Origin of the sequence: Arthrobacter sp. zg-Y769, assembly GCF_020907405.1 — a bacterium.
GTDB lineage: Bacteria > Actinomycetota > Actinomycetes > Actinomycetales > Micrococcaceae > Arthrobacter_B.
The window spans coordinates 222,517-247,390 of the sequence record NZ_JAJJOE010000011.1 but is presented as its reverse complement, the minus strand read 5'-3'; the positions used below and the strand labels follow the sequence as shown (position 1 = coordinate 247,390).

At 65.6% G+C, this 24,874-nt stretch carries 20 protein-coding genes; 9 read left to right on the top strand and 11 right to left on the bottom strand.

The annotated features are described in order from the left end of the window. Positions 1-7: 7 nt before the first annotated feature. Positions 8-1,690 (bottom strand): ABC-F family ATP-binding cassette domain-containing protein, encoded by a 1,683-nt coding sequence (locus tag LOC60_RS11890; protein ID WP_230025381.1) that lies wholly within the window; start codon positions 1,688-1,690, stop codon positions 8-10. Between the two features lie 101 nt (positions 1,691-1,791). On the opposite strand from LOC60_RS11890, the gene LOC60_RS11885 reads away from it, so the two are divergent. Then, on the top strand, positions 1,792-2,112 hold the full coding sequence (locus LOC60_RS11885; RefSeq protein ID WP_230025617.1) for a putative quinol monooxygenase: 321 nt from the start codon (positions 1,792-1,794) through the stop codon (positions 2,110-2,112). A gap of 84 nt (positions 2,113-2,196) precedes the next feature. Here LOC60_RS11885 and LOC60_RS11880 read toward each other — a convergent pair whose 3' ends face one another. The 5 genes from LOC60_RS11880 to LOC60_RS11860 all read right to left on the bottom strand — a co-directional run bounded on the left by LOC60_RS11880 (position 2,197) and on the right by LOC60_RS11860 (position 8,826). Continuing rightward, complete coding sequence (locus LOC60_RS11880; RefSeq protein WP_230025379.1) at positions 2,197-3,393, bottom strand: hypothetical protein; 1,197 nt, start codon at positions 3,391-3,393, stop codon at positions 2,197-2,199. A 116-nt stretch (positions 3,394-3,509) separates the two neighbouring features. Further along, positions 3,510-4,667 (bottom strand): hypothetical protein, encoded by a 1,158-nt coding sequence (locus LOC60_RS11875; protein WP_230025378.1) that lies wholly within the window; start codon positions 4,665-4,667, stop codon positions 3,510-3,512. Between the two features lie 156 nt (positions 4,668-4,823). Continuing rightward, positions 4,824-6,278 (bottom strand): phytoene desaturase family protein, encoded by a 1,455-nt coding sequence (locus LOC60_RS11870; RefSeq protein ID WP_230025377.1) that lies wholly within the window; start codon positions 6,276-6,278, stop codon positions 4,824-4,826. Further along, positions 6,278-7,369 carry a lipid II:glycine glycyltransferase FemX gene (locus tag LOC60_RS11865; protein ID WP_230025376.1) on the bottom strand — a complete coding sequence of 364 codons (1,092 nt, stop codon included), beginning with the start codon at positions 7,367-7,369 and terminating at the stop codon, positions 6,278-6,280. The genes LOC60_RS11870 and LOC60_RS11865 overlap by 1 nt, the downstream gene beginning before the upstream one ends. Beyond that, complete coding sequence (locus LOC60_RS11860) at positions 7,366-8,826, bottom strand: glycosyltransferase family 87 protein (protein ID WP_230025375.1); 1,461 nt, start codon at positions 8,824-8,826, stop codon at positions 7,366-7,368. Before LOC60_RS11860 ends, LOC60_RS11865 begins: the two co-directional genes overlap by 4 nt. A gap of 176 nt (positions 8,827-9,002) precedes the next feature. Here LOC60_RS11860 and LOC60_RS11855 point away from each other — a divergent pair, with 176 nt between their 5' ends. Beyond that, positions 9,003-10,088, top strand: coding sequence for an inositol-3-phosphate synthase (locus LOC60_RS11855; RefSeq protein WP_230025373.1), 1,086 nt, complete (start codon positions 9,003-9,005; stop codon positions 10,086-10,088). Positions 10,089-10,157: 69 nt separating this feature from the next. Here the strand turns inward: LOC60_RS11855 and LOC60_RS11850 are convergent, their stop codons facing one another. The 5 genes from LOC60_RS11850 to LOC60_RS11835 all read right to left on the bottom strand — a co-directional run bounded on the left by LOC60_RS11850 (position 10,158) and on the right by LOC60_RS11835 (position 16,503). Beyond that, complete coding sequence (locus LOC60_RS11850; RefSeq protein WP_230025372.1) at positions 10,158-11,843, bottom strand: formate--tetrahydrofolate ligase; 1,686 nt, start codon at positions 11,841-11,843, stop codon at positions 10,158-10,160. A gap of 115 nt (positions 11,844-11,958) precedes the next feature. Beyond that, entirely contained in the window at positions 11,959-13,203 is a 1,245-nt protein-coding gene (gene mshA / locus LOC60_RS11845) for a D-inositol-3-phosphate glycosyltransferase (protein ID WP_230025371.1), read from the bottom strand. 173 nt (positions 13,204-13,376) lie between these two features. Beyond that, positions 13,377-13,499 (bottom strand): hypothetical protein, encoded by a 123-nt coding sequence (locus LOC60_RS16210; protein WP_269440197.1) that lies wholly within the window; start codon positions 13,497-13,499, stop codon positions 13,377-13,379. An 824-nt stretch (positions 13,500-14,323) separates the two neighbouring features. Beyond that, a complete protein-coding gene (locus LOC60_RS11840; RefSeq protein ID WP_230025370.1) occupies positions 14,324-14,980 on the bottom strand; it encodes a histidine phosphatase family protein in 657 nt (218 codons plus the stop codon). Further along, a complete protein-coding gene (locus LOC60_RS11835; RefSeq protein ID WP_230025369.1) occupies positions 14,977-16,503 on the bottom strand; it encodes a CCA tRNA nucleotidyltransferase in 1,527 nt (508 codons plus the stop codon). The genes LOC60_RS11840 and LOC60_RS11835 overlap by 4 nt, the downstream gene beginning before the upstream one ends. Positions 16,504-16,646: 143 nt before the next feature. Here LOC60_RS11835 and LOC60_RS11830 point away from each other — a divergent pair, with 143 nt between their 5' ends. The 7 genes from LOC60_RS11830 (at position 16,647) to LOC60_RS11800 (ending at position 24,802) form a co-directional block, all read left to right on the top strand. After that, a complete protein-coding gene (locus LOC60_RS11830; RefSeq protein ID WP_230025368.1) occupies positions 16,647-17,177 on the top strand; it encodes an NUDIX hydrolase in 531 nt (176 codons plus the stop codon). A 60-nt stretch (positions 17,178-17,237) separates the two neighbouring features. Beyond that, positions 17,238-18,899 (top strand): murein biosynthesis integral membrane protein MurJ, encoded by a 1,662-nt coding sequence (murJ, locus tag LOC60_RS11825; RefSeq protein ID WP_269440196.1) that lies wholly within the window; start codon positions 17,238-17,240, stop codon positions 18,897-18,899. A gap of 165 nt (positions 18,900-19,064) precedes the next feature. Next, complete coding sequence (locus LOC60_RS11820; RefSeq protein WP_230025365.1) at positions 19,065-20,576, top strand: ABC transporter substrate-binding protein; 1,512 nt, start codon at positions 19,065-19,067, stop codon at positions 20,574-20,576. A gap of 178 nt (positions 20,577-20,754) precedes the next feature. Beyond that, the gene (gene trxB / locus LOC60_RS11815; RefSeq protein WP_230025364.1) at positions 20,755-21,798 is read left to right on the top strand and encodes a thioredoxin-disulfide reductase; all 1,044 of its coding nucleotides are present in this window, start codon (positions 20,755-20,757) and stop codon (positions 21,796-21,798) included. 27 nt (positions 21,799-21,825) lie between these two features. Then, a complete protein-coding gene (gene trxA, locus LOC60_RS11810) occupies positions 21,826-22,152 on the top strand; it encodes a thioredoxin (protein ID WP_229951243.1) in 327 nt (108 codons plus the stop codon). Between the two features lie 6 nt (positions 22,153-22,158). Further along, positions 22,159-23,346 carry a peptidoglycan-binding protein gene (locus LOC60_RS11805; protein ID WP_230025363.1) on the top strand — a complete coding sequence of 396 codons (1,188 nt, stop codon included), beginning with the start codon at positions 22,159-22,161 and terminating at the stop codon, positions 23,344-23,346. A gap of 226 nt (positions 23,347-23,572) precedes the next feature. Next, a complete protein-coding gene (locus tag LOC60_RS11800) occupies positions 23,573-24,802 on the top strand; it encodes a DUF1116 domain-containing protein (RefSeq protein WP_230025362.1) in 1,230 nt (409 codons plus the stop codon). Positions 24,803-24,874 lie beyond the last annotated feature (72 nt).

Sequence of the window (24,874 nt, the reverse complement as noted above, 5' to 3'; positions counted from 1 at the left end):
TTGTCCCCTACCGGACCCGTTCCACGCGTTTTTCGTCCCAGACGGGCGTCTCGGATTCGTAGACCCTGCCGTCGGAGCCGAAGACCAGGAAACGGTCGAAGCTGCGGGCAAACCAGCGGTCGTGGGTGACCGCCAGGACCGTTCCTTCAAAGGCGTCAATGGCCTTTTCCAGGGCCTCGGCGGAGTGCAGGTCCAGGTTGTCGGTGGGTTCGTCCAGCAGCAGCAGGGTGGCCCCGGAGAGTTCCAGGAGCAGGATCTGCATCCGTGCCTGCTGGCCGCCGGAGAGGGACTCGAACTTCTGTTCCGAAGACGAGGCCAGTCCGTAGCGGTCGAGGGCTCCGGCGGCTGCTTCACGGCCCAGCCCGGACCGGTGTTCGTCGCCGCGGTGCAGGATGTCCAGCAGGGTGCGTTCGGCCAGGTCCGGGCGCATCATGGTCTGCGCGAAGAATCCCGGCCGGATGCGCGCACCCAGCTTCACCGAGCCGGCATGAGGCACCGGGGCGATCTCCACTTCCGACACCGGCTCGTGCTCCCGGTCCGGGTCGCTGCCGCCCAGTGCCAGCAGGCGCAGGAAGTGGGATTTTCCGGAACCGTTGGAGCCGAGCACCCCCACCCGGTCGCCGAACCAGATTTCCGTACTGAACGGTTTCATCAGTCCGGTCAGTTCCAGCTTCTCGGCGACGACGGCGCGCTTGGCCGTGCGGCCGCCGCGCAGCCGCATCTTGACGTTCTGTTCAACGGGAAGGGCTTCCGGCGGACCGGCTTCCAGGAATTTGGCCAGCCGGGTCTGGGCCGCGTGGTACCGGTTGGCCATGTCGGAGCGGAACGCGGCCTTGTTCTTGTACATGTTGACGAGTTCCTTGAGCTTGAGGTGCTCCTCGTCCCAGCGCCGGCGCAGTTCCTCGAACCGGGCGTTGCGGTCTTCCCGGGCTTTGACGTAGCTGCCGAACGCGCCGCCGTGGATCCAGGCGGAGGCGCCGTTGATGCCCGGTTCCAGGGTCACGATGCGGGTGGCGGCGTTGTCCAGCAGTTCGCGGTCGTGGCTGACGAACAGCACGGACTTCTTGGAGGCGGCAAGTTTTCCTTCGAGCCAGCGCTTGCCGGGCACGTCAAGGTAGTTGTCCGGCTCGTCGAGGAGCAGGAGCTCGTCGGAGCCGGCGAAAAGTGCTTCCAGGACCAGCCGCTTCTGCTCGCCGCCGGAAAGGGTTGCCGCCTTGCGGTACTGCGCCCGGTCGAAGGGCAGCCCGAGCGCGGCCATGGTCACCTCGTCCCAAACGGTTTCCTGCTCGTAACCGCCGACGTCGCCCCATTCGGTGATGGCGGTGGCGTACCGCATCTGGGTGGGCTCGTCGTCGTGCTCCATCATGGCCAGCTCCGCCGCATCCACTTCGCGGGCCGCCGCAGCGAGCGCCGGCGGCGCGGCCGAGACGAGCAGGTCACGGACCGTGCTGTCATCACGGACCTGGCCGACGAACTGGCGCATGATGCCCATGTTTCCGGACCGTGAAACCGTGCCCTCGTCCGGCACCAGGTCACCGGCGATAATCCGCAGCAGGGTGGTTTTCCCGGTGCCGTTGGGGCCGATCAGGGCAGTCTTCTGCCCGTCGCCGACCTTGAAGCTGACGCCGTTGAGGAGCTGCCGTCCGTCGGAGAGGAAATAGTCAATGTTGGATACGTCGAGATGTGCCACGTATTCATCCTCCCATTCCCGGCGCCCGTCTCCCGGTGGCCCGGTGCCGCCGGAGAGGGCATACGATGAAAACCCCCGAAATCTCGCGAAAGCAGGACAAAATGATCTTCATTACCGTCAAGTTCCTCGTTAAGCCCGAGTGGACCGAGCGCTGGCCCGAGCTGACGTCCGGGTTCACCGCTGCCACCCGTGCAGAGCCGGGCAACCTGTGGTTTGACTGGTCCCGCAGCCTGGAAAACCCGAACGAGTTTGTCCTCGTGGAGGCGTTCAAGGACGACGCCGCGGCCGCCCATGTCCAGAGCGACCACTTCCAGCAGGCCATGAAGGACATGGTCCCGGCGCTGGTGGAAACGCCGAAGATCATCAACACCGTCATTGACGGCGAAGAGTGGTCCCGGATGGGCGAACTGACGGTCGAGTAGCCGGCTTCCTGTCGGCTCACCGCCGGCGGGCCGGGGAGTTTCCGCCGCCGGCGGGCGTCAGCGCCCGCGGCGGCGGACCTATTGTCAGTCGGCGAAGGTGAGGGACAGTTCCTCGCCGTTGATCTCCACGTCGGCGTACATCCAGTAGAGCGGCGCCTTCTGCTGCTCCGGTTCCCACGAGCCGTCCCGCAGCACTTCGTACTCCAGGACCATTTCCCCGTTGACGGCCTTCACGAAAAACGGTCCGGACGGACCGGTTGGTTCAAGTTCGACTGGTTCGAGGGTGGGCGGAGTCGGCATGCTCCAGGAGATGTTCCGGTAATTGTCCGGATCCTCGACCCTCCACTTGTTCGGGCAGCCCTTCGGCATCAGTTCCGTCGATTTCATGCAGTCTTCGAGGTGCGCCGTTATCCCGGCCTGGATTTCGCCGCGGCCGGCATCCGTAACCTCCGCCCTCAATACGATGGACCGCTCCTGCGCCGTCGCGGTGCCGTCCTGGTTCAACCGCACGCTCACCAACTGGTCGGGATAACCGGCGTAGGGGGTGCCGGTAGAGGCACTCAGGGTGTAGTCGCCGGGCAGGAAATTAAAACTCCGGGCGATGGTCTCCGACACCTCCGTGTCCTGGCCGGGAATCTCCACACCGTTAACGACCACGGCAGTGGCGTCCCCCTGAGGTAGGTAGGGCACCGAGGCGGTCGACAGACCGATATTGAGCTTCCATTCGTGAAAGAACAACGCTTCCGTGCCGTCGGTACGCAGGTCCAGGGTCACGGCTGTGGTGTCGCTGCCCTGCTCGATGTCCACACTCACGTCGGCCTTGCCGCCGGTGACCACCACCTCGGTCACCTCGAAGCCGGTGATCTTGTTTTCGGCCTTGGCGTAAGCCTCATTGGTCATCAGGGAGAAGTCCTCGAAATTGTGGTCGGGACTCATGCCGATGGCCTTCTCCACATCACCGTCAACGATTGCCGAAAGGTATTCTTCCGCCAGCACCTGCGGGCTGTACACGTTCTCTTTCAGGTGCTTGAAGCCGAGGCAGCCTCCGACGATCAGGGCCACCAGCACCGCAGCGGCAACTCCGCCGGCGATCATCAGGGTTTTACGCTGCTTCGGGTCGGCTTTGGGCGGCGCCTGCCCTTGCCTGGCATTCTGTCCGGGCGTCGGCGGCCACTGCTGTTTTGGCCACTGCTGCTGGTTTTCGCTGCCGGCACCGGGCGGCGGTGCGGCCGGGTATACCCCGGCCCCCGGCCCGTAGTAATCCACCTTTTTATCGCCCATGACTTGCTCCCCCGGTTCAAGTACCTAAGCCGTGCGGCCGGTACCCGATAACTTATCGGCTTTTATGACGGAGGTAACAGTTGCGGCCCCGCCGGATCCGGCGGGGCCGCCTGCTGCTATTCGGCGAAGAGGATAGTCAGTTCCTCGCCCAGGATGTAGACCTCGGCCGGAAGCGAATAGAGCTCCACGGTGCCCTTTTGCCGTTCCCAGGAGTCGCCCTGCTTCATCTCGCAGTCCAGGGCAAATTCCCCGTCGACGGATTCCACCCGGAACGGCCCGGCCGGATCCCCCTCAATAGTGTCGTAGCGGGGAGCCTTGGTCATGGTCCACTTGATGTTGCGGAAGTTCTTCGGATCCTGGTCATCCATCTGGTTCGGGCAGCCCTTGGGAATCAGTTCCGTGGACGCAACACATTTCTCGATGTGCGCGGCGGTTTGTGCCTTGATCTCCTCACGCGCCGCGTCCGTGATCTCCGGGGTGAATCCGACCCCCATCAATGCTTCCTGGCCGTTCAGGCGGACGGACATTTTCTCGTCCTCGCCGTAGCTGACGAACTTCGTTCCGGTAGGTGCATTAAAGGTGTATTCCCCCGGCAGCACGGCCAGCTTCCTGCCGTCCCCGGGCACCTCGATGCCTACGCCGTTTACGGCGGGTTCGGAGGCGTCCGGGTCCAGGGTGTAGTTCAGCGACCAGCTGCCCAGCGGGGCGTCCATCTTCCACTTCTTGAAAAGCACGGCCTCCGTGCCGTTCTCTGACAGCTTCAGCTGCATGGACTCGGTATCGTCCCCCTGCTTGACGTCGACACTCACGTCGGCTGTGCCGTCGTCGTTGACCTCCACATTGGTCACTTCGAATCCGGAGATCCGGTCGGTGGCCTTGGAGTAGATCTCATTGGTCATGAGCGAGTAGTCCAGCTCGTCCTTTTCGTCGCCCGCCGGAGCCATTTCCATGGCGCGTTCAACGTCCCCGTCGACGAGTGCCTGGAGGTATTCCTCCGCCTGCACCCGGGGGCTGTAAGTCGTTTCGCTGAGGTGCTTGTAGCCGAAGAAACCGCCGACGCCGAGAATCACCAGCAGTCCGGCGGCAACGCTGCCGGCAATGATCAGGCGCTTGCGCTTCTTCGGGTCCGGCTGCTTCGATGCCCGTGGGCGTGTGCCGTCTCCCCCCGGCGGCGGAGGAACCGCCTGGGGCCACTGCCCCTGGACGTCGGGACCGGGCGGCGGCGGCGCCCCCTGGTACCCCTGTGCGTCGGCAACCGGGCCGTGGCTATCCATTTGTCTGTTCCCCCATGACTTGTTCCCCCAGTTCAAGTACCCGGCTGCGGTGCCGGTACCCGATAACATACAAGGTTTTATGGCATGGATCACAATTGGCGCCGGGGGTTGATTCAGCGGTTTCCAGGGAAGCCGCCAATGCCCGTTGAGGCACCCCTAGCGGGCTCCCTGCGCGGGTGCCAGCGGGGGCACCGGCAATCCGAATACGTCCTTCAGTGCCAGCTTTGCCGCATGCAGGCCGCCCATGCCGTGCACGCCCGGGCCGGGCGGAGTGGACGCCGAGCTGAGGTAGACGCCGGGAACCGCCGTGCGCCACGGTTTCGGGGACAGGACCGGACGGATCAGCATCTGGGCCAGCGTCACGGCCCCGCCGCCGAAGTCCCCGCCCACGTAATTGGCGTTGTACTGCGCCAGATCCGCCGCCGTCGTCGCCCGCGAATCCACGATGACGTCGCGGAATCCGGGCGCGAACCGCTCGATCTGCGCCGTTACCGCTTCGGTCATGTCCACCGTGGATCCGGCGGGTACATGGCAGTAGGACCAGAGCACATGACGGCCCGCGGGGGCACGGGTGGGATCAAAGCCGCTGGGCTGGGACATCAGCACGTAGGGCCGGGCCGGGTGCCGGCCGGCGGCGACGTCGGCCTCTGCCGCAGCCAGTTCCGCCCGGGTACCGCCCAGATGGGCGGTGCCGGTGCGCGCCACCTCCGGATTGGCCCACGGGACCGGGCCGGAAAGGATGAAGTCCACCTTGCAGGCCGCATTGCCGTAGCGGAACCGCTGCAGTGCCCGGGCGTAGCGTGCCGGGAGCCGGTCCCCGCCCAGTTCCAGCATCACCGACGGGGACACGTCCAGGATGACGGCACGGGAGTCCGCCACCTCGTCCAGCGAGGTGATCCGGTGGCCGGTGGAGATTCTGCCGCCGTGCGCGCGCAGGTCGTCGGCCAGCGCCTCGGCGATGGCCTGCGAGCCGCCTACCGGGATAGGCCACCCGACGGAATGTCCCAGGGTGCCGAGCATCAGGCCGGCGCCGGCCGAAGGCAGCGACGGCAGCTTTCCCACCGGGTGCGCAGCAACCCCGGAGAGCAGGGCGGGTGCGGCGTCTTCCACGAACCGCCGGTTCCACAGGGGTGTGCCCTGGTCCAGGGCGGCCAGGCCGAAGCCGGCCAGCGCAATCGGATCCCGGGGAACGCTTAGCAGGGAGCCCATCAGCAGTTCGGTGACTGCTTCGCTGCGCCGGACCAGCGGCTCCATCAGCCGCCGGTAGGCGGCACCGTCCCTTCCGAGTCCCTCCACCGTCCGGTCCAGGTCCCGGTACGCCAGCGCGGCGCGTCCGCCGTCGAGCGGTGAGGCATAGGAAATCTCCGGCACCACCAGGTGAATCCGCCGGTCCAGGCCAAAGCTGCGGAAGAACGGGGAGGCCAGGGCCATGGGGTGCACTGCGGAGCAGATGTCGTGCAGGTGGCCGGGTTCCATCAGTTCCATGGTGCGGCTGCCGCCGCCCACCGTGGACCGGGTTTCGAAGACCTCGACCTCGAGGCCGGCGCGGGCCATGATGACCGCCGCCGCGAGTCCGTTGGGACCGGCCCCGACTACACTGACATCGCTCACTAGGCTCCCTTTTCGCCCTTCCGTCCGGTGATCCGGCCCGCAAGCCCCTTCGCCGAGGCCGGGAGGCTCCGAATTTTCCCGGGAGTCTCGCGCCGCAGTTTCAGGGCGTTTGCCACCAGAGCGTAGCGCAGCGGATGCAGGGGGATGTCATAGGTGGTGGGAATGGTGACCACGGTCTTGGAGAAGTTGCGCTTGAACGTGGTGACGTTGATCAGGCCCGGGTAGTTGTCGCTGACGATGCCGGTCAGGCCGCACGCGGTATTGCCTGCTTCCTTGAGGACCTTGAAGGCCTCCCAGAGCAGCAGGTAGGGGGCGTTGGTCTTGCGGGCGCTGTGCGAGCTGGCCGCGAAGTAGTAAACGGAGTAACCGCGGTACTCGGTGGTGATCAGCCAGGACACGGCCTGTCCGTCCATGTACGCCACCATGAGGCGCAGGTGGTCACCGAGTTCGGTGAGCAGGGTTTCGTAGAAAGAGGACTCGAAACTCGAGAAGCCGTCCCGCGAAGCGGTTTCCTGCATGATCGGGAACAGCTCCGTGCGGAACACCTCTGCCCAGCGCTCACGCTCGATGGTCTGGACCTTGACGCCCAGTTTTTCGGCCTTGCGGATCAGGTTCCGCGCGTTGGAGCGGAAAGACGCAAAGATTTCGTCCGTATCCGGGGTCAGGTCGACGACGATTTCGCGTTCGTACCAGCCGTGTTCCAGCGGCCCGGTGACAGGCGGCTGCGGATGCGCAATCTGCATGCGGATATACAGCGGGTCCACGGCGGGATCGGCCCGGAACTGTTCCTGGACGGTGGACACCAGCCGGGCTTCGGCGTTGTGCGTGCGCGTGGTGAACCAGGTGGGACCGTTGACGACCACCAGGGACGGGCGCAGCCGCCGTTCGGAGCGAAGGTAGCTGGCAACGGCAACCAGGGTGCCGCCGTCGTAATAGGCCCAGGTGCCGTACGGGCTGCGGCCGAGTTTCCGCTCAAAATCCGCCCAGTAGGGGGTCTGCTCCAGCGGGATCACCACATCGGGGTGCGCGGCGGCGAGCGCCTCGAACTCCTCGTGGCTGAGCTGCTCGGAACGGTATGGAACGGGGGTCACTGTGCTTCTTTCGCCGGGGCCGCATGCGCTTCCAAGGATACCGGCCTTCGCCGTCGCAGGACCCAGCGGTCGGGGGCACCGTCGAACGGTCCGCCCTGCGGATCGTCGACCCCGCCGCGGCGCACCGGGTCGCCGTCGGGCACCAGGATGTCGGAGACCACCCGGTACATCAGATAGACCGTGGCGAGTACGTGGCCCAGGACGGCCAGCACGTAATAGGGGGAATCGAGGTTGTTCTCCGCCGCGCCGCCGGAGGTTTCCTTCGCGAGGTACAGCCAGATGGCCCACCAGTGCAGCGCCTCGAAAAACTGCCAGATCAGGAAGTCGAGCCACCTTGGCCGCGCCAGGGCAACCAGCGGAATCAGCCAGAGGACAAACTGCGGGGAGTACACCTTGTTGGTGAGGATGAACGCCGCCACAATCAGGAACGCCAGCTGGGCAATCCGCGGCCTACGCCCGGCGCGCAGCGCCAGCAAGGCGATCCCGAGGCACGCCAGCGCAAAAAGGAGGTAGGCCCAGACGTTGATGAATTCGGGCCCGACGCCGGTTCCGCCGGCCCGCTCAACGGTGAGGTTCCAAGCGAACCAGACGGATGAGTAGCCGGCCGGCCGGTCCCCGGTGAAGGTCAGGAAGAAGCGCCAGGACTCGTAGTCGCGCAGCATAAAAGGGAGGTTCACCGCCAGCCAGGTGAGCGCCGCGGCAGCGAAAGCCAGCAGCGCGGGACGCAGGCGCATTGTCCGCAGCGCAAGCACCAGCACGGCGCCGAGGATCAGCACCGGGTAGAGCTTCAACGCGGTTCCCAGCCCGATCAGCACCCCTGCGGCCACCGGGCGGTTCCGGGCGAAAGCCAGCATGCCCAGCGTGGCAAGCATCACGGCGAAAATGTCCCAGTTGATGAACATCGACAGGATTGCCGCCGGGGCCACGGCCATCATGGCTGCATCCCAGGGCCGGCGGCCGGCCAGCCGCATGGTGGCTATTACGGTGGCGATCCACGCGGCTGTGGCCAGGACCGCGTTGACGTCAAAGTACTGCAGGGACCTCAGCGCCGTGCCGCCGTCGCCGGGTACCGCCAGGGTGGTAACCCCGGCCAGGAGTCCCAGGAGGACCGGATACTCGAAAAGTGCCCCCTCCGTCAGGAACGGGAAGACCCCCTCCCCCAGTCCCCGGGTACGGAAGAGTTCCGGCCAGTCCGAGTAGCAGGCGGAGTAGAAGTGGTCCGGGGTGTTCCACCCGCCTGTCCGGCACGGCATTTTGACCAGCACCGCCAGCAGGGCAGCGGCAGTGGTGAGCAGGATCAGTACCCGTTCCACGGTGAAGAATCCGGGTGAGACGATGCCCGGGGCGGTGTGGCGGCCAAGCGGGCCGCCGATACCTTCCGTGAACTTCCGCAGGAACGGATCGTTGCGGGACGGCACCACGATGCGCTGCGGGCCGCGCCGGGAATTGGGCTGCATGGGTCCAGTATCCATCAGGTGACCGCAGCTTCCGGCAGGCTGTGCCGGATGGAAACCAGACACCGGGAACCATCCGCCGGGGCATCCACGCCGAAGATGTGACGGCTAGCACGTAGACTGTGGAGGTTGTCTGCGCCGGGGGCGCAGCGTTCAACATTTTTCTTCAAAGGAGAACCGTGTCCGAGAACCCCATCCGGGTGGCAATTGTCGGTGTTGGAAACTGCGCAGCTTCGCTGGTGCAGGGTGTCCAGTACTACCGCAGCGCCGATCCCAACGAAACTGTCCCTGGCCTGATGCACGTAAAGTTCGGCGAATACCACGTCAATGATGTGCAGTTCGTTGCCGCTTTCGACGTCGACAGCAAGAAGGTCGGCCTCGACCTGGCTGACGCGATCGGCGCAAGCGAAAACAACACCATCAAGATTGCCGACGTTCCGCAGACCGGCATCACGGTGCAGCGCGGCCACACCCTTGACGGGCTCGGCAAGTACTACCGCGAGACCATCACCGAATCCGACGCTTCGCCCGTGGACATTGTCGCCGCCCTGCGGGACAACGAAGTGGACGTTATGGTCTGCTACCTGCCCGTCGGCTCCGAACAGGCCGCGAAGTTCTACGCACAGTGCGCCATTGACGCCGGCGTCGGCTTCGTTAACGCGCTGCCGGTCTTCATTGCCGGCACCAAGGAGTGGGCGGACAAGTTCACGGCCGCCGGCGTACCGATTGTCGGCGACGACATCAAGAGCCAGATCGGCGCCACCATCACCCACCGTGTGATGGCCAAGCTGTTCGAGGACCGCGGCGTGATCCTGGACCGCACGTACCAGCTGAACGTCGGCGGCAACATGGACTTCAAGAACATGCTCGAGCGCGAGCGCCTGGAATCCAAGAAGATCTCCAAGACGCAGGCTGTCACCTCCAATACCTCCGCGGACCTGAAGGCCGACGACGTCCACATCGGCCCGTCGGACTACGTCGCCTGGCTCGATGACCGCAAATGGGCCTTCGTCCGGCTCGAGGGACGCAACTTCGGCGACGCTCCGGTGTCCCTGGAATACAAGCTGGAAGTCTGGGACTCCCCCAACTCCGCCGGCGTCATCATCGATGCAGTGCGTGCTGCCAAGATCGCCCTGGACCGCGGCGTCGGCGGACCCATCCTCTCGGCGTCGAGCTACTTCATGAAGTCGCCGCCGGAGCAGTACAACGATGACATTGCCAAGGAAAAGGTCGAACAGTTCATCCGCGGCGAGGTTGAGCGCTAAAACCTCCGCAGGCGAAATGCCCCTGGTTCCGGAACGCTCCGGGACCGGGGGCATTGCTGTTTCGCTTTCTCAGATAAGTCCGCTGGGTGTTCCGTCCGCGGCCACGTCCATGCGCAGCGCTGCCGGGTTCCGGGGCAGCCCGGGCATGGTCATGACCGCTCCCGTCAAGGCCACCACGAAGCCCGCACCGGTCTTGATGGCCAGGTCCCGCACGTGGAGCGTGAAGCCGGAAGGCGCCCCCATGACCGCGGGATCGTCCGAGAAGGAGTACGGTGTCTTCGCCATGCAGACCGGCAGGTGCTCCAGGCCCCGCTCTTCGATCTCCAGCAGCCGGCGCCGGGCGGGCGGGGCAAATTCGACGTCGGCGGCACCGTAGATTTCCCGTGCCACGGTCCGGATTTTCTGTTCCACCGGCAGCTCGTCCGGATACAGGAACCGGAAATCCGAGGGGGCCTCCAGCACCCGGAGTACTGCCTTCGCCAGGGCGTCGCCGCCCGGCCCGCCGCCGCCCTGGGCCCACACGTCGGCCACCGCGGCAGTTACGCCTTCTTCGGCGCACCAGTCCACCAGCCAGCGCAGTTCCGCATCGGTATCGGTGCTGAAGTGGTTCACCGCAACCACCGGGTTGATCCCGAACCGGCGGATGTTTTCCAGGTGCCGGTGCAGATTCGCCGTACCGGCCCGGAGCGCCGGAAGGTTCTCCGCCGCAAGGTCGGTCTTCGGGACGCCGCCGTGCATCTTCAGGGCACGGACGGTGGCCACCACCACGACGGCGTCCGGAGCGACATCCGCCACCCTGGACTTGATATCCAGGTACTTTTCCGCGCCGAGGTCGGCGCCGAAACCGGCTTCCGTGACGACAATGCCGGCAAGGCTGCGGGCGGTGGACGTGGCAATGACCGAATTGCAGCCGTGGGCGATATTGGCGAACGGGCCGCCATGGACGAGTGCCGGCGTCCCGGCCAGGGTCTGCACCAGGTTCGGCTTCAGGGCTTCACGCAGCAGCAGCGTCATGGCGCCCTGGGCACCGAGATCGGCAACGGTGACCGGCCGGCGGTCATAGGTGTAGCCCACGGTGATCCGGGACAGGCGGTCGGACAGGTCAGAGAGATTCCGTGCAAGGCAGAAGACGGCCATTACCTCCGACGCCACGGTGATATCGAAGCCGTCCTGCCGCGGGACGCCCTGGGCCGGACCGCCGAGGCCGATCACGATGTCCCGCAGGGCACGGTCGTTCATGTCCATGACCCGCTTGATGGTGATGCGCCGCGGATCCAGCCCCAGCTGGTTGCCTTGGAAAATGTGGTTATCCAACAGTGCGGCCAGGGCGTTGTTGGCTGCGGTAATGGCATGGAAGTCGCCGGTAAAGTGCAGGTTGATTTCCTCCATGGGCACCACCTGGGAGTAGCCGCCGCCCGTGGCGCCTCCCTTCATCCCCAGGACCGGGCCCAGGGACGGCTCGCGCAGCGCGATCATCACGTTTTCGCCTGCCCGCTGGAGGGCATCGGCCAGTCCCACCGTCACGGTGGATTTGCCTTCGCCGGCGGGCGTCGGACTCATGGCCGTAACCAAAACCACCCGGCCGCGCGCCGGCCCCTCGGGCAGGAGGGCCGGGTCGACCTTCGCCTTGTAGCGCCCGTAGGGTTCCAGCGCGGCGTCGGGAATGGACGCACGGCGGGCTATCTCGGTGACGGGCAGCAGGCGTGCCGCCCGGGAAATCTCGAGGTCCGAGAGCATATCGGCACCGACAGTCATCTTCTGCCCTTCCGCTGTGCCGTCAACAAAAACCATCGGCGGCCGCTGGTCGTATGGATGGAAGACAAGCTACCAGCCGGGCAGGGGCGGCAGCAGCCTGTGGAGCTGCCTAGGGCTACTTGCGCACGGAGCGGCTGGCGAACTGCTCGGCCGCCTCGCGGTAGCTTTCCGCCGTCAGCATGGCCGTCCGGCGCCAGCCAAACGCCTGCGCGTGGGCGGCTGCCCCTTCACCGAGCGTACGACGTCGGTCGGTGCCGTCGTAGAGTGCCTCGAGTTCGGCGGCCCACAGGCCCGGGGCATGGCCGTCAACCAGGACGCCGCTGCTGCCGTTGCGCACGGCCTTAGGCAGTCCACCCACATTGGCAGCGAGGACGGGAGTGCCGCAGGCCTGGGCCTCGAGGGCAACCAACCCGAACGATTCACTGAAGGACGGCACGGCCACGACGTCGGCGGCACGGAACCAGGCAGCGAGCTGGTGCGGCTGGACCGGCGGGCGCAGGGACACTGTGTCCTGGAGTCCCAGACGGCGGACCAGCGGTGCCAGGTCAAGCACGGATGACCCGCTGCCGGCGCCGAGGATGCTGACGCGCAGGGGAATATCCGGGCGGCGGCGGCGCAGCTCGGCGGCCGCATCCACCAGGATCTGGGGGCCCTTCATACGCTGGATGCGGCCGGCGAAAACCACGTGGAAAACCCCGGGGAGGAAACCCAGCCCGGCCTGCACACCGGGCCTGCCCCGCGGTGAAAACACGTTCAGGTCCACGCCCGGCGCCACCACATCCACGGACTCGGGGTCGGCTCCGTAGAGCGTCTGGAGTTCGGCTGCCTCGGTGCTGGTATTGGCTATCAACCGGGTCGCACCGCGGACTATCTGCTCCTCGCCGTCGATCCGGATCTGCGGCTCGAGTGCTTCGCCGGGCTGCCCCTGCAGGTTCTTGACCCGGGCCATGGTGTGCATGGTGTGGACCAGCGGGAGGTCCCACTGCTGCGCCACGGAAAGCCCTGCAGTGCCTGAAACCCAATAGTGGGAGTGGACAACGTCGAAGCCGCCTTCAAGGAGGAACGGCTGTGCTTCAGCCACCGCGTCGGCCAGGTCGAGGTAGGGCAACTCCTCCTTGGGAACCTTGCACACCGGCCCCGCAACTACGTGGCGGACCTTCACCCCGGGGGCCAGGTCAACGTCTGCCCTCTGCAGCGGATCCGTGGCACGGGTGAAAATCTCCACCTCGGTGCCGGCGCGGGCGAGTTCAAGGGCAACGGAGCGGACGTACACGTTCATGCCGCCGGCGTCACCGGACCCGGGCTGTTCAAGCGGGGAGGTATGGAGGGAGAGCATGGCCACACGCTTGACCTGGGGCACTTCGCTCCCTTCCTTACCGATATCTTCTCTATCGACTTTATAACGCCGCGGGCCCGGGCTTTGTTTCCTGTCAGCCAGAACACGTCCCCCTCCCGGCACCCGGAGGCCCGGCACGTCACTGCCCGGCACCTCGCGGAGAGGTGCCGGGCAGTGACAGTTGAACCGGTCCGGGATTACTTGACCGAATTGAAGTAGTGCATCAGCAGGTGACCCTGTTCACCCTTCAGGGCTGCGTCCAGCCGGGCGTGATGGACGGCACTGGAACGGAGGTAGGAACTCCGCAGGCGTTTGAGCATTGTGTACACCCCCTTGGCTGCGCGTCGCAGGGCATAAACGGGTTGCCCCGGAGGCCGCGCAAGGGGTAGCAACTGCTCGTCGTTGCGGGCAGCATCCTTGAGCAGTCGGCCCTCGGATCCGGAGCGGGGACCGGGTTGGCTGGTTTTGGGCAGAGTTGTATTGGGCAAGGGGAATTCAGGCATTGGAATCTCCAACGGAAGGCCCCGAAAAGGGCGCAAAAACAATACGAGGGTAAGGGGCGTCGAAACGACGCTAGAAACCACTAAAAGACACTACAAAGAATGCCAAGGCGATTTGCGGGAAATACCCGACCATGACGCGGCAATGTCTTTCAAAGGGGAATGCCGGCTACTGCACCGCGCTCAATCCGATCCCCGGTCTCCGCCAGGCTGCCCCCGGAAGGAGGGATGCCGAATGGCGGTGTGGCGTCGAATGGGAGTGCGGTGGTGCTGCGGTGGCCGTACGGCGGCCGTGCCGAGAAGGCAGCGTTTACGCCGTAAAGGCTGACCAGACGGCAGTCGCGGTAAACCGGGAAGCGGCATCGGGCCGGCCGGCGAAGACCGAAGACGGTGCCGGGGTCATCCGCACGAATGGCCGGAGATTGCCGCCGGTTTTGCCACCGGTAACTACGATGTGAATTCCATTAGTGTTCATCAATCTCCACCTCCTGTTCGCGGTACCCGGGCTAATGTCCGTCTAATGCGGGCGAAGAATGCGCCCGCAAAAGAAAGGTACAACAGACATCACGGCCCTGCCAAGCACTTTCCCCAAATTCCCTAAAAAAACTTTATTCCGGGTCCGCGGGCAGAGCCGTCTCGCGGTACTAGAGGTTCCAGCCGACGACGGCGGGCGTGCGCTTGTCCCAGCCGAGGGTGCAGACCGCGGCGGTGCTGAGCGCGAAATGCCTGCCCATCTCAGGTGGAAGGCCCAGCCAGCGGGCCGCCAGGATACGCAGGAAATGGCCGTGGGCCACGAGCAGGACCTTCTCCACCGGCGTCGCCCCGGGGTCGCGGTCCATTGCGGTGCCGGAGCCGGCCTGCACTGACGAGATGATGAGGTCGGCCCGCTGAGCAACCTGCGCCAGGGTCTCGCCGTTGGGCACGCCGTCCTTCCAGATCAGGTACCCGGGATTCTCGGCGCGGACCTGCCTGCTGTTGCGGCCCTCGTTATCGCCGTAATCCCACTCGTGTGCGTGGGGAACCACTTCGGCGTCGGGATAGCCCACCAGTTCCGCGGTGCGGCGGGCACGGACCAGCGGGGAGGTCAGTACCCGGTCGAACTTCACGGGACCGATCTTTTCGCGCGCTCCCCTGGCCTGGGCTTCGCCCTCTGCGGTCAGCGGAATGTCCGTCAGGCCGGTGTAATTGCCCTCGCGGGACCACTCCGTTTCCCCGTGGCGCAGCAGCCAGAGCCGGGGCAGCCGGGTTCCGGACGGAGTCAGGTCCGGGACTGCCGGTCCGAAGTTTTCCCCGTTGCTCATTTTTCGCTGTCCTTCACATTCTTGCCTGATGCTTCCGGTTCCCGCCGGGGTTCCGTTTCCGTTGTATCAGGTGCTGCGCCGGCGGCGGCAATCGGATTTTCGGGTTGGGACGCCCACCACGCACGCAGCAGCTCTGCTGATTCTTCTTCACTGCGCGGCCCGTTTTCCATCCGTTCCTCCAGCAGGAACCGGTACGCGCGGCCCACCACCGGCCCGGGACGGATCTGCAGCAGGGCCATGATCTGTTCGCCGTCCAGGTCCGGACGGATCGCGGCCAGCTCTTCCTGCTCAGCGAGGGCGGCAATCCGCTGCTCCAGATCGTCATAGGCGAAGGCCAGACGCTCGGCCTTGCGGCGGTTGCGGGTGGTGACGTCGGAGCGCGTGAGGCGGTGCAGCCGCTGCAGCAGCGGTCCGGCGTCGTTCACGTAGCGGCGCACCGCCGAATCCGTCCACCCGGCGTCACCGTAGCCGTAGAAGCGCATATGCAGTTCCACCAGGCGGGCCACGGCCTTGATGGTGTCATTGTCGAACCGCAGGGCCTTCATCCGCTTCGCGGTCAGCTTGGCACCGACGGCGTCGTGGTGCAGGAAGCTCACGGACCCCGTTGATTCGAAGCGGCGCGTGGAGGGCTTTCCGACGTCGTGCATCAGGGCCGCGAAGCGCAGCACGAAGTCCGGTGCCGGCACCGGTCCCTCGCTGTCGGTTTCCAGTTCACACGCCTGGCGCAGGACCGTCAGGGAGTGCTGGTACACGTCCTTGTGCCGGTGGTGCTCGTCGATTTCCAGCCGGAGCGCCGAAACCTCGGGCAGCACGTGGTCGGCCAGGCCGCTCTCCACCAGCAGGTCCACGCCGGTCCACGGTGCCTTCCCGCAGATCAGCTTGGCCAGTTCGTCCCGGACCCTTTCGGCGGAGATGATCCCGATCCGCCCGGCCATGTCCCGCATTGCTTCGAAAACGTCCGGCGCCACCTCCACTCCCAGCTGGGAGGCGAAGCGGGCGGCACGCATCATGCGCAGCGGATCGTCGGAGAACGACGTCGAGGGCGCGCCGGGGGTGCGCACCATGCCCGCGTGCAGGTCCCGGGCTCCCCCGAAGGGATCCACCAGTTCCATCGACGGCAGCCGCAGCGCCATCGCGTTCATGGTGAAGTCGCGGCGGAACAAGTCGTCTTCGAGTTTGTCGCCGAATGCCACGGCGGGCTTGCGGGAGGCAGGGTCGTAGGCGTCGGCCCGGTAGGTGGTGACCTCCACCTGGAAGCCGTCCTTGCGCATCCCGATGGTGCCGAATTCCCGGCCGATTTCCCAGTAGGTGTCCGCCCAGCCCTTGATGACCCTGATGATGTCGTCCGGGCGAGCATTGGTGGTGAAGTCCAGGTCCGGGGAAACCCTGCCCAGGAACAGGTCCCGGACGGGTCCGCCAACGAGGGAAAGCTCATACCCGGCGTCCTCGAAACGCGCCCCGAGTTCCGGAATGACATCGGGTAACGGGGACTTCAGGGCCGAACTATCAAAAAGGTGCACCATAGTGCTTTAAGCCTGCCAGATAAAACAGCGAAGACCGACAACTGGGCCGAGCCGGAGTGCGGACACGCCGAGGGTTCCCGCTTCCTCTCCGGCAGCCCGCATAACAGTCATCATCGCCGGGCAAAGATCGTTACAGTGGGAGTATGGCCCATCCCGTACCGAGCGCCCCCAAGCGGACCCCGTTGACAGCGTCAATGGGCGGCGCCGGTGCGCATTCGGTACATGCGCCCCTGCCCACGGTGGAGGAGGTTTCCGCCGGCGGAATTGTGGTGGACACCTCTACCGGGCAGCTGCAGGTGGCCATTATTGCCCGCCTGAACCGCGGCGGCCGGCTGGAATGGTGCCTGCCCAAGGGCCATCCCGAAAACGACGAAGACAACCAGGCCGCCGCCATCCGCGAGATCGCTGAGGAAACAGGGATTGACGGCCGCGTCCTGACGGCGCTGGGAAGTATCGACTACTGGTTCACGGTCAGCGGGCACCGGGTGCATAAAACGGTCCACCACTTCCTCCTCGAGGCCTGCGGCGGTCACCTGACCATCGAAAACGATCCCGACCACGAAGCCGTCGACGTCGCCTGGGTACCGCTGGCGGAACTCGGCCGGAAGCTTTCCTTCCCCAATGAGCGCCGCATCGCGGACCTCGCCCGCGAGATCCTCCCCCGCTACCTTTGACCCCGGACACCGTACGCCGTTTGAGGCAATCCGGACGTGAAGTGAGAACATAGGGTCACGATGGCCGAAAAGAATATAGCCCCCAGTACCGCGCGTTCGAGCGCTGTGATGGCATCGGGAACACTGGTTTCCCGTGTCCTAGGACTGGTCCGAACCTCCCTGTTGGCAATTGCCATCGGCGGCACCGGACTGGTCACCGATATCTTCAGCTCCGCAAACGTGCTGCCGAACTTCATCTACCTCATGGTGGCCGGCGGTGTCTTTAACGCAGTGCTGGTCCCCCAGATCATCAAGGCGAGCAAGCAGCCGGACCGGGGGGCGGAATATGTCTCCCGGGTCCTCACGCTCAGTCTCGTGGTGCTGGCCGGCATAGCCGTTGCGGCCACCCTCGCGGCGCCCGTGATCCTGTCCACGGTCCTGTCCCTCAGCCCTGACCAGCTGACGCTGGCAACCACCTTCGCCTACTGGCTCTTTCCGCAGATCTTCTTCTACGGCGCCTACGCGGTGATCGGGCAGATCCTCAACGCCAACGGCCGGTTCGGCGCCTACATGTGGGCTCCCGTGGTGAACAACATCGTCGCCATCGCCGGCCTGCTCGTGTTCATCACCTTCATCGGCAGGGAAGAGACGTCGTCGTTCTCCCCGGAGAACTGGACCCCGCAGGCAACCCTGATCCTGGCCGGCAGCACCACCCTCGGCATTGCGCTGCAGGCGCTCATCCTGGTGGTCCCGCTGCGCCGCCTTGGGCTGGGGCTGCGGCCCTCGTTCGGGCTTCGCGGCGTGGGGCTGCGGGAAACCGGGAAGGTGGCCAAGTGGACCATCATCACCATGCTCGTGGGCAACGGCGCGTACCTTATCTACACAACCGTGGCCACCATCGCTTCCAAGGCCCGGCCCGAATACCGGGCCATGGGCCGCGAGATTGCCGGGCAGATGAACCTGGAAACGGCGTCGATGCTGTACATCATTCCGCACTCGGTCATCACGTTGTCCCTCGCCACCGTGCTCTTCAACAAGATGTCCCACGCCTATACGGAGAAAAACTACGACGGCGTCCGGGAGACCCTCTCGCAGGGGCTCCGCGCCATCGGCGTGGCCACCGTGTTCTGTTCCGCGGTGCTGATTGTCCTTGCCGGACCAATCAGCATCTGGTTCAGCGGCGGATCCAACGTTTCGGCCACCCTGCAGGCCCAGGTGCTGGTGCTCCTGGCGGTCACTGCCCCCTTCCTCAGCGCCACCTTCCTGATGAACCGGGCCTTCTACGCCAACGAAGACGCGAAAACCCCGCTGGTCATGCAGCTGATCCTCTCGGCCTTCGGCATTGCCCTCGCCCTGGGTGCGGCCACCCTGCCGGCGGACCAGATCATTTTCGCCCTTGCAATTGCCTATTCACTGGGCAATATCGCCGCCGTCGTCCTCAGCCACATCTTCCTCCGCCGCAGCCTCGGCGACTACGGCGGTGCCCATGTCTTCGACGTCCACGTCCGGCTCGTGGTTGCCGCCCTGGGTGCCGCAGCCGTCGGCTCGGCAGCGCTGGCCGTGTTGGGCGGGTACTCGACCGACGGCTTTGCCTGGGAATCGGTGCCGTCCGCCACTGTGGTCCTGGTGGTCTGCGGCGGGCTGATGGCCGTGGCGTACTATCTCCTGCTGCGCGTGCTGAAGGTCTCCGAGCTGGACGCCTTCCTGGCTCCCCTCCTTGCCAAACTTCGCCGGACTCCCTAAAGTGCCGCTTCCGGCATTCTCCCGTGTCGCGGGTAGCATGGGAACAAAGCAGGCAGTTCAGGGCTGCGGCGGCCGGCCGCGTTCCGTGTCCGTGAACGAACATCCAAGTACGCAATGTCAGGAATGCCTGACGCAGTCTTATTGCCGTTTTCATGGGAGGAACACGTGCCACAGTCGGTAGACGTCGGTTCAGTATTGGGCGGTCGTTACAAGGTGACAGCCTTGGTGCTCGCCTCAGCTGAGCAGGACATGGTCCTCGACGGGGTGGACCAGGTCCTGAACCGTTCCGTCAGCATCCTGGTAGCCGCTCCCGTGAACGCCAGCCAGGTCTCGGCCAGCGCCCGTGAAATCGCCACCGGGGAACGCCACGGCAATGTCCAGGTGCTCGATTTGGGCGTCAGCGACGGCCGCACCTACCTGATCACGAACACCGCCAACGCAGCCGATCTGCTGGATCTCGTGATTGAGCGGGATGCGCCCTACGTTGAGCCGTTCTTTACCGACACCCTGGGCTCGGAAATCTTCGGCATGCCCCGCTCCCGCGAGCCGGAAACCGTGGAAGAGGACCGCTACGTCGAGCGCGAGGAGCGGGAACCGCGCGAACCGCGCAGGCCGCTGCTCTCCGGCGCGCACAAACCCAAGCTCCCCCGGTTCGGTCGCAACGGTGCTGCTGCCGGCGCCGTAGCCGGAGCCGGTTCCGCCGCGGCCGCACGCGATCTCCAGTTCGGTGAGACCATCGATGCACCGGCCGAAGCTGCCACCGGCGGCGCCAATGTCCCCCCGCCGCCCACCAGCCGGCCCAAGCAGCCTGCCGCCCCGGCCCGGCCTGCCAAGGTCACCAAATGGGAAGACGACGAACCGCAGGCTGCGCCGGTTCCGGAACGGAGTTCCCGCTCGGCGTCGACCTTCCCCAAGTCCGCACTGGCGGCCGGCGGCTATGCCGGCGACGACCATAACGACGGCGGCTATGGCGACGATCCGGACGAGGACTACGAGGATGACAACGCCGAGGACCAGCCGAACCGCAAGTCCGGCCGAGTGCTCATCGGCGCTGTCCTGAGCATTGTGCTCGTCCTCGCCGTGGTCCTGGCAGTTTCCCAGCTGGGCAAAATGGGCGACATGTTCGGATCCAACCCGGAAGCCGGCGCCACTGCCGAACCGACACAGGAGGCCGCACCGGCAGCTCCGGTCCCCGACGCCGCCGCCCCCGCACCGGCGCCCGAGATTGCCGGCATCACCCGCCTGGTTCCGGGGAACCCGCAGCTCGATTCCGGCAGCGACGGCGCCCTGCCGCAGATCATTGACGGCAACCCGTCCTCGTACTGGTCCAGCTACGTGTACGCCAGCGACACCTTCGGCGGGCTCGCCCAGAGCATGGCCATGGTGGTGGATCTGGGGACGGAATCGGCGGTCAACGAGGTCAACATCACCCAGCTGAACGGCACGGGCGGCAGCTTCTCCGTAATGCTCAACGACACCCCGGACCTGGACGGCGCGACCTCGGTGGCCCAGACCGGCTTTACCGGTCCCACTACCAGCATTCCGGTGCCGAAGACGGACGGACAGCCAGCCACGGCCCGCTACGTCATCATCAACTTCACGCAGCTGCCCCGCCTCACCGGGGTCCAGGCTGCGTACCCCTGGGGCCTCAGGATCGCCGAGATCGGCGTGTCCTAACCCCGGGCAGCCGGTCCCGCCGCATGGCGGCGACGAACGTGTCGCCAGCAGGGTCCGCGGAATAAGCTGGACCCGGTATTGGTTGTGCCGGGTGAACAACCAGGAACAGGTTCCCCGGTATCGATCGCCATTTTTTAGTTTCACACTGTAGTTCAACAAGGAAGAGGTTCACCGCCCCGTGAGCACCGAAAACCCCGTAGCCAACGACGGCGCCGCCGCTGCCGGCGACGTCCGCGAGGTCATCATCGTCGGCTCCGGCCCCTCCGGATACACTGCCGCCGTCTACGCGGCGCGCGCCAACCTGAAGCCGCTGCTGATTGCCAGCTCGGTCACGGCCGGCGGCGAGCTGATGAACACCACCGACGTGGAGAACTTCCCCGGCTTCCCCGAAGGCATCATGGGCCCGGACCTGATGGCCAACTTCGAAAAGCAGGCGGCCCGGTTCGGAACCGAGATCCTCTTTGAGGACGTCACCGAGGTAGACCTCGCCGGCGACATCAAAACGGTCACCATCGGCACGGGCGAAACCTTCCGCGCACGCGCAGTCATCATCTCCACCGGGTCCGCCTACCGGGAACTGGGACTGCCGGACGAAAAGCGGCTGTCCGGCCGCGGCGTCAGCTGGTGTGCCACGTGTGACGGCTTCTTCTTCAAGGGCCAGGACATCGCGGTCATCGGCGGCGGCGACTCCGCTTTGGAGGAAGCCCTGTTCCTCACCAAGTTCGCCTCCTCGGTAACGGTGGTGCACCGCCGGGACAGCCTGCGGGCCTCCAAGATCATGCAGGAGCGTGCCCTTTCCCACGAGAAGATCCGCTTCGCGTGGGATTCCGAAGTCGCCGCCATCCGCGGCGAGGACAAGGTCACCGGCCTGGTGCTGCGCAGCACCAAGGACGGCTCCGAGTCGGAGCTCAACGTAACGGGCGTGTTCGTGGCCATCGGCAACGACCCGCGGGTGGACCTGGTCCGCGGCCAGCTTGAGCTCACCGAGGAGGGCACCATCGCTGTCCTGGGGCGTACCTCCAAGACATCCCTTCCGGGCGTCTTCGCCGCCGGCGACGTCATCGATCCGACCTACCGGCAGGCCATCACGGCCTCCGGCTCCGGCTGCGTGGCCGCCGTCGACGTCGAACACTACCTCGCCGATCTGGGCGACTCCATCTCCACCGCGGCGGAGGTCCCCACCCCGCCGGCAGAGGCTGTTTCCGAACACGCAGCCCTCTAGTTCCGTTCCTCGTTTAGGAGAGCAAAAATGAGCAGTGCAAAAGCAGTAACCGATGCTTCCTTCGGTACCGATGTCCTGACCGCAGACAAGCCCGTCATCGTGGACTTCTGGGCAGAATGGTGCGGCCCGTGCCGCATGCTGTCCCCCATCCTGGACGACATTGCCGCACAGTACAGCGACAAGGTGGACGTAGTGAAGGTGAACGTGGATGAAAACCCCGCGATCGCCGCGCAGTACGGCATCACTTCCATCCCGGCGGTTTACGTGTTCCAGGGCGGTGAGGTTGCGGCGACTTCCATCGGCGCCAAGCCGAAGCAGGTCCTGGAGCAGGAATTCGCGGCCTTCCTGAAGTAAACAGCAATGACAGTGCATGGTGAAAGCCTGCGGAGGCTGGATGCCAGCCGGCGCGTGGTGGCGCTTCGTGAAGCGTTGCTGCGCGCCGGTGTCACCTTGTCCTACCTGGCACCGGACGCCGTAAACGATCCAACCATTTTCGATGACCACGTTGACGCCGCGGTCCGCGCCTTCCAACAGAGCCGCGGCCTGATTGTTGACGGCGTTGCCGGTCCGGACACCCAGCGGGCGCTGTCCGAGGCACAGTTCCGCTTCGGAGACCGGACCCTGAACTACGTTGAGGGCGGCCAGCTGCGGGGCGACGACGTCGCCGAGCTCCAGCGCCACCTGTCCCACCTCGGTTTCTACTACGGGCACATCGACGGCAGTTTCGGAGTGCGTACCCGCTACGCGGTAGCCGAGCTGCAGCAGAACCTCGGCCTGCCGGGCACCGGCGTGTGCGACGGCGACACCATGCGGTCCATGTCCCGGGTGAACCGTGCCATCTCCCCCAGCCAGGCGTTCGCCCTGCGCGACTACGAACGGCTGGACCGCTCCACCGCGGCCCTGCGCGGACGCGTTGTGTCCGTGAACGTCGGCCGTGCCCGGCTGGCGTCCCCGCACTCCACCGAGCGGCTCACCGGAGACCCGTTGACCGAGGAACTGGTCACCACCGACATCGTGGGGCGCGTGGAACGCATCCTCCGGGAGTTCGGCGCCCGGCTGGTGCCGACCGACCCGGCCCGCGAACCGGGATCCCGGCGGAACACTCCCAGCCTGAACCTGGATATCCACTGCGACTGGCTCGACCAGCAGGCCGCCTCCGGCATGGCGGCCTACTATTGGGGTCTGCCGGGCACCGGAGAGGCACGCTCCCCCATCGGCCACCGGGCCGCCATCCTGCTGATGAAGGAACTCGGCGCCCGCACCGACGTGGACAACCTGGGCGTTCATGCCCGGACCTGGGACACCTTGAAGGTTCCGGGCGTACCCTCCGTGGGGCTGGACCTGGGCTACCTCAGCAACGCGCACGACGCCGAGCGCCTCGCCGATCCTGTCTTCCGCCAGACGGTTGCCGACTCCATCGTGATCGGTATCCAGCGCCTGTACCTCCTTGAGGAGGAGGACCAGCCCACCGGAACCCTCGCCCTGGGCGATGTGCTGAAGTTCAACCCGGCCCAGACCGAAGCAAACCGTCAGGTTTCAGGACTCTAGGCCCGGCCCCGCAATCCCTCCGGAAAAAAGCGGCACCCCAGGTCAAAAGACCAGGGGTGCCGCTTTCTTTTGCCCGGAAGTAACCCGTGCCCGGCTCCCGTTGTCGGTGCGGTTCGGGATGCCTTCGTTCATTCCCACAACGTACTGTGCCGTGTGGCATGCTTCTGCCATGACGGGTCACGGGGTGCCAATGGAGACGAAAGCGCAAATGAGGGATGGCTCCCTCATGTCGCCGAACGATGCGGCCGTCTCGGCAATGCTCTCCGTGGAACCGGAACTTATCGATGTGCTGCCAGCCCTGGAGGCTGTCCCGGGCATGGGCAGGAACACCATCCTTGTCTCCGGGCCGCTGATGCCCTGGCAGGATTATGCTGGTTGCCAACGGTTAGCGGTTGTCGGTGCGGCATTATTCGAAGGTCTAGCTTCCACCCCGGACGAGGCTGACGCGTTACTGCACTCGGGTGCCATCCAGCTTGGCTCCTGCCATGAATACGGTGCCGTAGGTTCGCTGACCGGTGTCTGCTCCGCCTCAATGCCCGTGCTGGTTGTGCAGGACCGGGTATCCGGCAGGACTGCCACGTGCAGGATGAACGAAGGCCCGGGGACGCAGGCCCTGACGTTCGGGTCCCGCGGGTCGGCGGTCAATGCCAATCTGGCCGGAATCAGGGACCGGGTGGCTCCTGCCCTCGGCCGGATTCTGCGACAAGCTCCGCTGCCGCTCCTGCCGGTCATGACCCGCGCATTAGCCATGGGCGATGAACTCCACGGACGGCAGACCGCGGCGGCCCTCCTGTTCCGGAACGCCATCCTGGAACGCGTCCTCCAGAGTCCGGCCGCCGACCCGGACACGTCCGCTTTGCTGGCCTATCTCAACACTGCGGAATTCCACTTCCTGCACGTAGCCATGGCGGCAGGGAAGGTTATTGCGGACGCGGCGGAAGGGGTGGCAGGCAGCTCAATCGTCACGGCCATGGCGATGAATGAGAAGGAGTTCGCCATCCGCGTTTCCGGCGTTCCCGGCCACTGGTTCCGGGCACCGCTGCCGCCCATCTCCGGGTTCCCCGGAAAAATCATGGCACCGTGGACACCGGATGACCTGGGCTACAGCGGAGGCGACAGCCTGATTATGGAAACACTGGGACTGGGCGGTGCTGCAGCTGCAGCAGCACCCTCCTTGAGTCCCGTTTCGGTGGGAAGCCCTCGCCGGATGATGGAGCTGACAACATCCCTCTACGCGGTTGCATTGCGGGAGCATCCGCTGCTGCGGATTCCGGCGCTGGGCGGGCGCGGGATCCCCTGCGGCATGGATGCTGCCGCCATTGCGCGACTCCGCCTCGTACCGCCGGTACATATCGGAGCCACCCTACGCGGCGGCGGGCTGGCGGGGGCGATCTTTTTCACCCCTCCGCTGCAGCCCTTCGCCGATGCCTGCGAATACCTGCAGCCGACAACATAACTGGTTTCACGTGAAACAACCCGGATACCTTAGTGACGCACGCACCGCGCCTTCTGTCCGCGGATCTGCCGT